This is a genomic window from Kitasatospora sp. NPDC042419 (assembly GCF_056437345.1).
Genome location: NZ_JBWKAW010000013.1, coordinates 68770 through 80781, shown reverse-complemented (window position 1 = coordinate 80781; position 12012 = coordinate 68770). Strand labels below are relative to the sequence as shown.

The following is a 12012-nucleotide window of genomic DNA, read 5'->3' as shown; positions in this document are numbered from 1 at the left end:
GCACGGCAGGCCCCGCCGCCGCACCTCCCCTCCTGCCCGCGCCCGGCACCCCACCGCGCCCCGCCGCACCGTGCCACCGTCCGCGCACCACCCGAAAGGTGACGAACCGTCATGACCAGCTCGCCCACCCACCGCACCCTGCTCGGCAGACGTTCGCTGCTCGGCCTGGGCCTCGGCCTCGGCGCCTCCCTCGCCCTCGCCGCGTGCGGCGACGCCGGACAGGCCGGTACCGGCGGCAGCGGACCCGGCGGCACCCTCAAGTGGGGCTGGGCACTGCCCACTTCGTGGGACCCCGTGTTCTCCTCGGCCGGCTGGGACGTGCACGGGCTCTCCCTGGTCTACGCGGGCCTCACCAAGCTGGACGAGAAGGGCACCGCCGTCCCCGCGCTCGCCACGTCCTGGAACTACGGCCCGGACGGCGCCTCGGTGACCTTCACCCTGCGCACCGGCCTGACCTTCTCGGACGGCACCCCGCTGGACGCCGCCGCCGTCAAGAAAAGCCTGGACCGCGGCCGGACGGACCCCAAGTCGCTGGTCGCCCCGCAGCTGACCAGTGTCCGCGAGGTCTCCGCACCGGACCCGCAGACCGTGGTGATCCACCTGTCCCGGCCCGACTACCAGATCCCCAACCTGCTGGCCGGCAAGACCGGCATGATCGTCAACCCCAAGGCCTTCGAGTCGGACGCCGCCGCGCTGGCCACCCGCCCGGCGGGCGCGGGCCCGTTCACCCTCGTCTCGTACACCCAGAACGCCAAGGCCGTGCTGCGGCGCAACCCCGCGTACTGGGACGCCGCCTCGATCCGGCTGGAGAACTTCGAGCTCCACCCGCTGCCCGACGCCGCCACCGTGGTCGGCGGGCTCCAGTCCGGGCAGTTCGACGTGGCGCAGATCCCCGGCAGCCAGGTCGCCGCCGCCAAGGCCGCGGGCCTGGAGGTCCAGGAGATCCCCTCCCTGGTGGTCGCGGTGCTGGACGTCAACATCGAGAAGGCGCCGTTCGACAACCCCAAGGTGGTCGAGGCGCTGAAGTTCGCGATCGACCGCGAGGCCCTGGTGAAGACCCAGCTCTTCGGCCACGGCGAGGTCAACTACCAGCCCTTCCCGAAGGGTTACGCGGGCCACGACCCCGCCCTGGGGGACGTCTTCAAGTACGACCCGGCGCGGGCGCGCACCCTGCTGGCCGAGGCCGGCTTCGCCGGCGGGGTCGACCTCACGCTGACCACCACCGCCGCGCAGGGCCTGCCCGAGCAGCTCCAGGCGCAGCTGAAGGACGTCGGCATCCGGGCCACCATCGAGGTCATCCCGGCGGCGCAGGCCACCCAGATCATGTACATCCAGCACGCCAGGGCGCTCGCCACCGACCAGTTCGCCGGCCGGGACTCCGCCGCCCAGGCCTTCCAGGTGCTCTTCGGCGAGCAGGGCCTGATGAACCCCGGCCGGCGCACCCCGCCCGAGCTGGCGGCGGCGGTCGACCTGATCTCCCGCACCCCGCTGGACTCCCCCGACTACCCGAAGGTGCTCCAGGCCGCGACCGCGACCGCCGTGCGCACGATGCCCAACACCTTCCTGTACAGCGTTCCGCGCCTGCTGGCCCGGCGGAAGTCGGTCTCGCCGATCCCCGCCTTCACGGTCGTCCAGCGGTTCGAAGGAGTGACCGCGTCGTGAGCGCCGTCCTCTCGCCCCCACGCGCCCGGCGGGCGGGCCCGCTCGTCCGCCGGACGGCGCGCGCACCGCGCCCGCTGGGGCGGGTCCTGACCGGCGCCGCCACCGTGTTCCTGCTCTCCTCGCTGCTCACCTTCGGCCTGGGCGCCGTCTCCGACGCCAATCCGGCCGCGGCCGTACTCGGCGAGACCGCCACCCCCGCCGACATCGCCCGGCTGGACCACCAGTTCGGCCTGGACCGCCCGCTGCCCGTGCAGTACGGCAGCTGGCTGCTCGACGCACTCGGCGGCGACCTCGGGGTCTCCTGGTTCACCACCGTCCCGGTGGCCGACTCGATCGCCTCCGCCCTGCCGGTGGACCTGTCGATCGCCGGCCTCGCCCTGGTGCTGGCAGTGCTGCTGGGCGGCGCCGCCGGAGTCGCGGCGGCGCTCAGCAACGGCGGCCGGCTGGACCGCGCGGTCACCGCCGTCTGCACCCTGCTCGGCACCCTGCCGGCGTTCGTGGTCGCGATCGGCCTGATCACCCTGGTCGCCGTCCAGCTACAGCTGCTGCCCTCCGGCGGGTACGTGCCGTTCTCGCAGAGTCCCGCCGAGTGGCTGCGCTTCGCCCTGCTGCCCGCCCTGGCCCTCAGTCTGGACGCCGCCGCCGGGATCGCCCGCCAACTCCGGACCTCGCTGGTCGCGGAGCTGCGCGAGAACTACGCCACCGGCGCGCTGATGCGCGGACTGTCCGGACGGCGGGTGCTGTTCGGACACGCGCTGCGCAACGCCGCCGGCCCCGCCGTCACCGTGCTGGGCATGAGCGTGCCGGTGCTGATCGGCGGCGCCGTCGTCACCGAGCGGATCTTCAACCTGCCCGGAATCGCCCAACTGTCGCTGCGGGCGGCCGAACAGCACGACGTGCCGGTGATCCAGGGCACGCTGCTGGTGACCGTCGCGGTCGTGCTGGCCGCCAACCTCACCGTGGACGCGCTGCTGTTCGCGCTCAACCCGGCGGCCCGCCGCCGGACCCGGCCGGCAGGCGGTACGGCCGCGGGAGGTGGCCGGTGAACGCGCTGCGCACCACCCTGCGGGTGCCGATCGCCCGGGCCGCACTGGCCGTCCTGGCCGCCGTCCTGCTGCTGGCGCTGTTCGGCGAGCGGCTCGCACCGATGGACCCGCTCGCCCAGGACGCCGGCGGAGTGCTGCGCGGCCCCGGCGCCGGACACCTGCTCGGCACCGACTACCTCGGGCGCGACGTGCTCAGCCGGCTGCTCGCGGGGACCGGTCCGTCCGTCCTGGCCGCCGTCGAGGCGGTCGCGGTGGCCGCCCTGCTCGGGGTCGTCCCCGGCCTGCTCTCGGTCCGGTTCGGCTCGGCCGGGGCCTGGCTGGCCCTGCGCTCGGTGGACGCGCTGATGACACTGCCGTTCACGCTGTTCGCGATCGCCGCCGTCGGACTGCTCGGCAACGGACTGCACCAGGCGATGGTGGCGCTCGGGGTGCTGCTGTCGCCGCTGTTCTTCCGGGTCGTCCGGGCCGCCGCGCTGGGCTTGGACCGCGCCCAGTACGTGGAGGCCGCGGAGCTGATGGGCGCCTCCCGGGCCTGGATCCTGCGGGTGCACACCTGGCGCAAGGTGCTGCCGACCGTCGCCGTCACCACCGCGCACGCGCTGGCGACCAGCCTGCTCGCGGTCTCCTCCCTCACCTTCCTCGGCATCGGCGTCCAGCCGCCGGCCCCCACCTGGGGCGGCATGCTGGCCAGCGACCTCGGTTTCCTCGCCCAGCAACCGTGGGCGCCCGCCCTTCCCACCGTCCTGATCATGGTCACCATCGGAGCGCTCAACCTGCTCGCCGACGTCCTCGCCGACGCCGACCGCTCGGACGCCGACGCGGGCTCCCCGGCCGGCGGGCCGACGGCGGGCGGGCGGCGGGCGGTCCGCAAGCGGGCGGTCCGCAAGCGAGAGGGTCGGAGGCGGACGGGTCGGAGGCGGGAGGGTCGGACGTCGATCGGGGAGCGTGCCCCGGCCGGGCTCACGACGACCCCGGCGGAACGCACCGCCGCCGGATCCGCGGACGGATCTGCGGACGGATCCGCCGACGCCGTTGCCCTGCGCGTGGACGGACTGCACGTCACCGTCGGGCACGGCCGGACCGAGGCCGTCCGGGACGTCTCGTTCACCGTCCGCCCCGGCGAAGCCGTCGGCCTGGTCGGCGAGTCCGGCAGCGGCAAGACCCTCACCTGCCGCTCCGTGCTCGGCCTGCTCGCACCCGGTGTCGCGGTCTCGGCCGGACGGATCGCCCTCGGCCCCGCCGAACCGACCACCCCGGCCGAAGCCGCCGACACGACCGGGCCCGCCGCCCCGGCCGGAACCGCCGAGCCGGCCGGACCCACCGAACCCACCGAACTGACCGAACTCACCGACCGGCAGTGGCAGCAGGTCCGGGGAGACCGCCTCGGCGCGGTGTTCCAGGACCCCGGCTCGTACCTCAACCCCTCGATCACCGTAGGCCGCCAGCTCGGCGAACCCCTGCGGCGGCGCCACGGCCTGAGCCGGGACGAGGCCCGCCACCGCGCGGTGGAACTGTTCCGGGCGGTCGGCCTGCGCGACCCGGAGACCGTCCACGACAGCTACCCGCACGAGCTCTCCGGCGGCATGCTCCAACGGGTCCTGATCGCCATCGCCGTCGCCGGCGACCCCGGGCTGCTGGTCGCCGACGAGGCGACCACCGCACTGGACACCGTCGTCCAGGCCGAGGTGCTGGACCTGCTCGACGGGCTGCGCAGGCAACGCGGACTGGCACTGCTGCTGGTCAGCCACGACCTCGCGGTGGTGGCCGACGTCTGCGACCGGATCCTGGTGTTCTACGCCGGGGAGATCGTCGAGGAGGGCCCGACCGCCGAAGTCGTCGCCCACCCAGCTCACCCGTACACCCAGGCGCTGCTCCAGGTCGCCTCGCTCGGCCGGCGCCACCGCCGGGAGCTCGCCGTCATCCCCGGCCGGCCGCCCGAGCCCGGCACCGCGGGCCCCGGCTGCCGGTTCGCCGACCGCTGCGTCCACGCCACCCCCGACTGCACCCGGGAGGACGTCGCGCTCGGCCCGGTCCGCGGGGACGGAACCCGCCGGGTCCGCTGCATCCGCGCCGACGACCTCGTCCTCACCGGAGCCACGGCCACGGCGACGGCGACGGCGACGGCGACGGCGACGGCGACGGCCGAGCCGACGGCAGGACGACCGGGCGACGGACCTCCGCGCGACGAACCCGCGGCCGTGGCCCCCGCAGCCCCGGACCACCGAACGGAGGCCCCCGTATGAGCACCACCACCGCCCCGGCGGCGCCGCTCGCCCGCAGCGGCGGACCCGCACCGACCGCACCGGCCACCGCCCTGCGGATCAGCGGACTCTCCGTCACCTACGGCCGCACGCCGGTCCTCACCGGGATCGACCTGGAGGCGCACTCCGGCGAGATCCTCGGACTCATCGGCGAGACCGGCTCCGGCAAGACCACGCTGGCCCGCGCGGTCGCGGGCCTCGCCCCCGTCACCGCGGGCCGGATCACCGTGGACGGCACCGACCACGGCGCCCTGCGCGGCCGGGCGCTGCGCACGGCCCGCCGAGCCGGGACGGTGCAGTACATGTTCCAGGACCCGCTGCGCTCCCTGGACCCGGACCTGACGGTCGGCCGGCTCGTCGGCGAGCCGCTGGCCGTGGCGCGCGTCCCCCGCGCCGAGCGGGAGGAGCGCGTCCGGGAGGCGCTGGACCGGGTCGGCCTCGACCCCGCGCTCACCACCCGCACCCCCGGGCGGCTGTCCGGCGGCCAGCGGCAGCGGGTCGCCCTCGCCCGGGCCGTCGTCGGGCGGCCCCGGCTGCTGCTGGCCGACGAACCGGTCAGCGCACTCGACGCCTCCAACCGCAACCACGTCCTGCGGCTGCTCGACCGGCTGCGCCGCGAGCTGGACCTGGCCGTCGTGGTGATCTCGCACGACCTCGACTCGCTGTCCGGGATCGCCGACCGCATCGCCGTCCTCTACCGGGGCCGGATCGTCGAACAGGGCCCGGCCCGAACGGTCCTGGAACAGCCGCTGCACCCGTACAGCGCGCTGCTGGGCGCCGCCGCTCCGAGCCTCGACCCGACCCGGCGGGCCGCCCTGGATCTGCTGCGCACCCCGGCCCCCGCCCCGGCCCCCGCCGCCACCGGCCCGGAAGGCGCCGGCCGGACCGCCTGCGTCTTCGCCCACCGCTGCCCGTTCGCGGACGCGGCCTGCGCCGTGCACCCCGAGCCGCTCCCGGCCGCCCCGCCCTCCACCACCTCCCTGTCCGGCTCACCGTCCCTGTCCGCCCTGCCCTCCCCCGCCGCCCCACCCGCTCCGGCCACAGGCGCGGCCCCCGCGACGGCCGCGCACACCGTGGCCTGCCACCACTCCCCCGGCTGGCGCACACGGCTGCCCCGCTGATACCGCCGCCCGCCGCCCGTCGCCCGTCGCCTCCCGTACCGGAGTACACCCATGCCCGCCGCACCCCCCGCCCCGGCACGCCCGGCGGCGCCGCTGCCACCGCTGCCGGTGCCCGAGCTGCACCGGCTTCCCGAGATCACCACCGCCCTGGCCACCCGCGCCGCCGAGCACGACCGGGACGCCTCCTTCCCCACCGAGGGCATCGAACTCGTCCACCGAGCAGGCCTGTTGACCGCGACCGTCGCCCGGCGGAACGGTGGCCCCGGCAGCGGACTGGCCGACACCGTCCGGATCCTGCGCGCGCTCGGCGCCGGCGACCCGGCCGTCGCGCTGGTCACCGCGATGACCCTGTTCGTCCACGCGGCCGAGGCCCGCGACCCGCGCTGGCCGGCCGGCCCGCTCGCCGACCTGCTCGCCGAATCCGCCGCCCGCCCCGCCCTGGTCAACCACGTCCGGGTCGAGGCCGAACTCGGCACTCCGGTCCGCGGCGGGCTGCCCGCCACCGTCGCACGGCGCAGCGGCGACGCCTGGGAGCTGACCGGGCGCAAGATCTACTCCACCGGCGCCCCGGCCCTGCGCTGGCTGCTGGTCTGGGCCAGGACCGAGGAGTCCGAACCGCGGGTCGGCTCGTTCCTGGTCCGCGGAGACCGGCCCGGGATCACCGTCGAGCCGACCTGGGACCACCTCGGCCTGCGGGCCAGCCGCAGCGACGACATCCTGCTCGACGCCGTACGGATCCCGCTCGACCACACCGCCGGGCTGGCCGTCCCCGACCCGGAGGGCGGACGGGACGCCCTCGGCGGTGCGTGGAACTCGCTCGGACTCGCCGCCCTGTACCTGGGCGTGGCCCGCGCCGCACAGGCCTGGCTCACCGGGTTCCTGCACGAGCGGACCCCGACCTCGCTGGGCGCCCCGCTCGCCACCCTGCCCCGCTTCCAGAGCGAGCTGGGCGGCATCGACGTCGACCTCACCGGCGCCGAGCGGCTGGTCGCGGCACTCGCCGAGGCGGTCGACGCGGGCGACCCGCGGGCCACCGAGGAGAGCCCCGGTGCCAAGCTGCTCGCCACCCGGGCCGCCGTGGAGGCCGTCCAGCGGGCCGTCGCCCTCACCGGCAACCACGGTCTGACCCACCACCACCCGCTGCAACGGCATCTGCGGGACGTGCTGTGCAGCCGGGTCCACACCCCGCAGGACGACACCGTCCTGCTGGCCCGCGGCCGGGCGGCACTGCACCGCTCCCCGAGTCGCTGACCGCTCCTCGCCCTTCCCTCCCCTCCTCCTGCCACTTCCCCCCTTCCCCCTGTTCTCCCTTTCCCTCCCGCCCTCCCTCCCGCCCGTCCCTCTCCCCTGAGTCCCGACACCCGCTGTCATGAAAGGTCGTTCGCCATGTCCGTCGAGTTCATCGGCATGATCTCCACCCACGACGTCTCGGAGACCCGCCCGGCCCACGGCCCGGTGGTCGACGCGGACTACACCCGCCGCTTCGCCCGGGCGCACGAGGAGGCCGGCTTCGACCGCATCCTGGTCGCGCACTCCTCCGCCAGCCCCGACCCCAACCAGGTCGCCGCGTACGCCGCCGCGCACACCGAGCGGCTGGGCCTGCTGATCGCCCACCGCCCGGGCTTCATCGCCCCGACGGTCGCCGCCCGCACCTTCGCCACCCTGGACCAGTTCTCCGGCGGCCGGGTGGCCGTGCACATCATCACCGGCGGCCACGACGCCGAGCAGCGGCGCGACGGCGACTACCTCTCCAAGGACGAGCGGTACGCCAGGACCGACGACTACCTGACCGTGCTCACCCGTGCGTGGACCGAGGAGGGCCCGTTCGACCACGAGGGCCCGTACTACCGTTTCGCCGACTTCCACTCCGAGGTCCGGCCGGTCCAGGAGCCCCGGATCCCGCTCTTCTTCGGCGGCTCCTCGGAGGCCGCCTACCGGGTCGGCGGCAAGCACGCCGACACCTTCGCCCTCTGGGGCGAGCCGCTGGCGGAGACCGCGCAGCAGATCGCCTCGGTGCGCGCCGCCGCCACCGCCGCCGGCCGCACCGACGTCCCGGGCATCAGCGTCTCCTTCCGCCCGATCCTGGGCCGCACCGAGGACGAGGCCTGGGAGCGCGCGCACGGCATCCTGGCCACCGTCAAGGAGCGGGCCGACGCCTTCGGGGGCCGACGCCAGGTGCTGCCGGTCGGCCCGGGCGCCAGCCCGCAGAACGTCGGCTCCCAGCGGCTGCTGGCCGCCGCCGCCAAGGCCGACCGGCACGACCGCGCGCTGTGGACCGCGCCCGCCGCCGCGACCGGCGCGGCCGGGAACTCGACCGCGTTGGTCGGCACGCCCGAGACGGTCGCGCAGGCACTGCTGGACTACGTCGACATCGGTGTCACCACACTGCTGATCCGCGGCTACGACCCGCTGGACGACGCCGTCGACTACGGCCGGGAGCTGCTGCCGCTGGTGCGCCAGGAGATCGCGCGCCGCGACGAGCGGGCGGCCCGCGAGGCGGCGGCCCAGGCCGAGGCCGAGGCGGCGGCGTCCGAGGCCGCGCGCTCCGGGGCCGTGAACTCCGGGGCCCCGCTGTCCGACGCCGAGCCTGCGGGCGCCGCCCGATGAGCGCCCTCGCCCCCGCCGCACCATCCGATCCCGCTTCCGCTTCCGTGTCCACGCTCGCCCCCCTGCCGTCGCAGTCGCCGCCGCCGCCACCGTCACGCGTTCCGCAGGACGGCCCCGCCGAGGCCGACGCCCCGGTCTCCTGGGCCCCGGCGGCCGGAGTCGTCGTCCGCGGCACCGTCCTGCTGCTCCCCGGCCGCGGCGAACACCCCGGCGTGTACACCCGGTTCGGGCGCCGGCTCGCCTTCGACGGCTACCGCGTGGCAGCCCTGGGACACACCGGCAGTCCGGCCGAGGCCACCCGGCTGGCGGACCGGGTCGCCGAGGCCCGCAGCGCGCTCCCGGCCGGCGCCCCCGTCGTGCTGGCCGGCTCCGACACCGGCGCGCTGCTCGCTCTGGCCGCCGCCGGCCGGGCCGCGCCCGACGGCCTGCTGCTCGTCGGCCTCCCCGCGGCCGATCCGGAGCCGGCCGGCCCCGAGGGCGGCCGGGAGGTCGGCCGGGAGGTCGGCCGGGAGGTCGGCCGGGAGGTCGGCGCGGTGAGGGACAGCGGGGACGGCGCGGCGGGCGGCCCCGAGGAGCGCGCGGCGGGCGGCGCACCTGCCGCCTGGCCGGACGAACTCGCCGCCCGTACCGCCTGCCCGGTACACCGCAGCCTGCTCGACACCGATCCCCACTACCGGCCGGGCGCCCTGGAACAGCCCGTGCCCGCCGAACTCGCCGAGGCGGCCGGACTCGCCGCCCCGGGCCTGCCCGCCCTCGTGATCCACGGCGACGCCGACCAGGTCTCGCCGCCCGCGACCGCCCGGTGGTACGCCGCCCGGCTGGCGGCCGAGTTGGTGCTGGTCACCGACGGCCGGCACGACGCGCTCAACGACGCCCCCCACCGCAGCGTGGCCGCCGCCGTCGTCCAGTGGCTGGAACGGCTGCGCGGCGGACCGCACCTGCCCCCGCAGCTCGTCCCGGTCACCAGCCCCGCACCGGAGGCACCCGCCCCGGACGCACCCACTCCGGACACGTCGACGCCGGACGCGTCGGCAACGAGCGAGCCGGCACCGCACCCCACTGAAGGAGTCCCGGCATGACCACCATCGACGAACGCCCCGTACTCACCCTCGTCACCGACGCCACCGAAGCCGCCACCACGACCGACGGCGCACCGGCGGCTGCCGCCCCCGCCGCCGACCTGCTGCGCGGCGCGCTGCGGCGGCACGCCTCGGGTGTCACCGTGATCACCGTCGCCGGCCCCGCCGGTCCGGCCGGGTTCACCGCGACCTCGTTCACCTCGGTGAGCCTGGAGCCCGCCCTGGTCTCCTTCTACGTCTCCGCCACCGCCTCCTCGGCCCCCGCCGTCCGGGCCGCCGAGGCGTTCACCGTGCACATCCTGCGCCACGACCAGCAGGAGTTGGCGAGCCGGTTCGCCCGCAGCGGGATCGACCGCTTCGCCGGTACGCCGTGGCACACCGGGCCGCACGGCACGCCGGTCCTTCCCGGCGCCGCCGCCCGGCTGACCGCCAGGACGACCGCGGTGACCCCGGTCGGCGACCACCTGCTGGTCGTCGGCGAGGTGCTGGGCGCGGACGCCGACGGCGGCCCGCCGCTGGTGCACCACGACGGCGGGTACGGCCGGTTCGCCGCCGACCCGGAGGGCTGAGCCCGATGGCGCTGACCGCCCACTGGTTCCTGCCCACCACCGGGGACAGCCGGCACATCGTCGGCGGAGGCCACGGTTCGGTCCCCGGCACGGCAGGCTCGGACCGCCCGCCGAGCATCGCCTACCTCGGCCAGATCGCCCGCGCGGCGGAGCAGTCGGGCTTCACCGGGGCGCTCACCCCGACCGGCGCCTGGTGCGAGGACGCCTGGCTGACCACGGCGATGCTCACCCGGGTGACCGAGCGGCTCAGGTACCTGGTCGCCTTCCGCCCCGGCCAGCTCAGCCCGACCCTGGCCGCCCAGATGGCCACGAGCTACCAGAACCAGTCGGGCGGCCGGCTGCTGCTCAACGTCGTCACCGGCGGCGAGTCGGCCGAGCAGCGCGCGTACGGGGACTTCCTCGACAAGGCGGGCCGCTACGCCCGCACCGGGGAGTTCCTCGACATCACCGGCCGGCTCTGGCGCGGCGAGCGGGTGGACCACCACGGTGCCCATCTGCGCGTCGAGGGCGCGCAGTTGACCCGGCTTCCGGAGCCCGTCCCGGAGGTGTACTTCGGCGGCTCCTCCCCGGAGGCCGCCGAGGTCGCCGCGCGGTACGCCGACGTCTACCTCACCTGGGGCGAACCGCCGGACATGGTCGGTGAGAAGGTCCGGCACATCCGCGGGCTCGCCGCCCGGCACGGGCGCCGCCCGCGCTTCGGCATCCGGCTGCACGTGATCAGCCGGGACACCTCGGAGGCGGCCTGGGCGGAGGCCCGCCGGCTGCTGGCCGGCATGGACCCGGCGCGGATCGCCGAAACCCAGGAGGCGCTGGCCCGCAGCGAGTCGGAGGGCCAGCGGCGGATGCGGCTGCTGCACGGCGGGTCGGCGCAGCGGCTGGAGGTGTCCCCCGGGCTGTGGGCGGGGATCGGCCTGGTCCGCGGCGGCGCGGGCACGGCCCTGGTGGGCAGCCACGGCGAGGTCGCCGACCGGATCGAGGAGTACCACCGCCTGGGCATCGACGAGTTCGTCCTCTCCGGGGTCCCGCACCTGGAGGAGGCGTACCGGGTCGGCGAGAACGTGCTGCCCCTGCTGGCGGCCCGCGGCCTCTGGAAGCCCGGGACCTGAGGCGGCGTTCGGCAGCCGCCGCGTCACCGGACTCGGGCTGCAGGCGCAGCAGTCACGAGCAGGCAGAGCGAGCGCAGCAGGCACAGCGGGCGAATGTCCCGATCCGGCGGCCCCGTCCCGGTGGTTCCGTCCCCGACGGCCGGGCGGTGTCGTAGGTCTCCCCTAGCGTCCAGGGCATGACCTCTGTGACAGCAAGGACATGGTCTGCTGTCCCCGTGCGCGCGCACCGGGACAGCAGTGGACATCCCGCTCTCGGCGGCGCATCCGTCGCCTACCTCTCCGACACCCTCCGCCAGGCACTCCACGACCTCGCGGCCGGCCTCGACCCGGCCGGTACGGCGGTCGACCCCGAAGGCGCGGTGTGCGACGCGCTGCGGCTGCTGGTGGCCGCGGCGTACGACACCGCCGAGCCGGGCGAGGAGCCGGGGCTGCTGTACGTCACGCCGCCGGTCACCCAGTTGGGCCGCCGGCCGGTGTGGCTGGAACGGGCGCGGCAGGACGGACCGGTCACCGCCCGCTTTCCGGCCGATCGCTGCTGACCGATCACTGCTGACCGATCGC

10 protein-coding genes are annotated in these 12012 nt (G+C 76.1%); all 10 read left to right on the top strand.

Going from position 1 to position 12012, the window contains the following annotated elements; translation table 11 throughout:
- Positions 1-111 precede the first annotated feature (111 nt).
- Entirely contained in the window at positions 112-1662 is a 1551-nt protein-coding gene (locus AC067J_RS23830; RefSeq protein ID WP_478302291.1) for an ABC transporter substrate-binding protein, read from the top strand.
- A complete protein-coding gene (locus AC067J_RS23825) occupies positions 1659-2708 on the top strand; it encodes an ABC transporter permease (RefSeq protein WP_478302290.1) in 1050 nt (349 codons plus the stop codon). The genes AC067J_RS23830 and AC067J_RS23825 overlap by 4 nt, the downstream gene beginning before the upstream one ends.
- Complete coding sequence (locus AC067J_RS23820; RefSeq protein ID WP_478302289.1) at positions 2705-4951, top strand: dipeptide/oligopeptide/nickel ABC transporter permease/ATP-binding protein; 2247 nt, start codon at positions 2705-2707, stop codon at positions 4949-4951. The genes AC067J_RS23825 and AC067J_RS23820 overlap by 4 nt, the downstream gene beginning before the upstream one ends.
- Positions 4948-6090, top strand: coding sequence for an ABC transporter ATP-binding protein (locus AC067J_RS23815; RefSeq protein WP_478302288.1), 1143 nt, complete (start codon positions 4948-4950; stop codon positions 6088-6090). Before AC067J_RS23820 ends, AC067J_RS23815 begins: the two co-directional genes overlap by 4 nt.
- A gap of 51 nt (positions 6091-6141) precedes the next feature.
- Positions 6142-7341, top strand: coding sequence for an acyl-CoA dehydrogenase family protein (locus AC067J_RS23810; protein ID WP_478302286.1), 1200 nt, complete (start codon positions 6142-6144; stop codon positions 7339-7341).
- Between the two features lie 135 nt (positions 7342-7476).
- Positions 7477-8697, top strand: a complete 1221-nt coding sequence (locus AC067J_RS23805) for an LLM class flavin-dependent oxidoreductase (protein WP_478302285.1) — start codon at positions 7477-7479, stop codon at positions 8695-8697.
- Between the two features lie 44 nt (positions 8698-8741).
- The gene (locus AC067J_RS23800; protein WP_478302283.1) at positions 8742-9776 is read left to right on the top strand and encodes an alpha/beta hydrolase; all 1035 of its coding nucleotides are present in this window, start codon (positions 8742-8744) and stop codon (positions 9774-9776) included.
- Entirely contained in the window at positions 9773-10345 is a 573-nt protein-coding gene (locus AC067J_RS23795) for a flavin reductase family protein (RefSeq protein ID WP_478302281.1), read from the top strand. The genes AC067J_RS23800 and AC067J_RS23795 overlap by 4 nt, the downstream gene beginning before the upstream one ends.
- A 5-nt stretch (positions 10346-10350) precedes the next feature.
- Positions 10351-11451 (top strand): LLM class flavin-dependent oxidoreductase, encoded by a 1101-nt coding sequence (locus AC067J_RS23790; protein WP_478302279.1) that lies wholly within the window; start codon positions 10351-10353, stop codon positions 11449-11451.
- A gap of 215 nt (positions 11452-11666) precedes the next feature.
- The gene (locus tag AC067J_RS23785; RefSeq protein ID WP_478302277.1) at positions 11667-11990 is read left to right on the top strand and encodes a hypothetical protein; all 324 of its coding nucleotides are present in this window, start codon (positions 11667-11669) and stop codon (positions 11988-11990) included.
- Positions 11991-12012 lie beyond the last annotated feature (22 nt).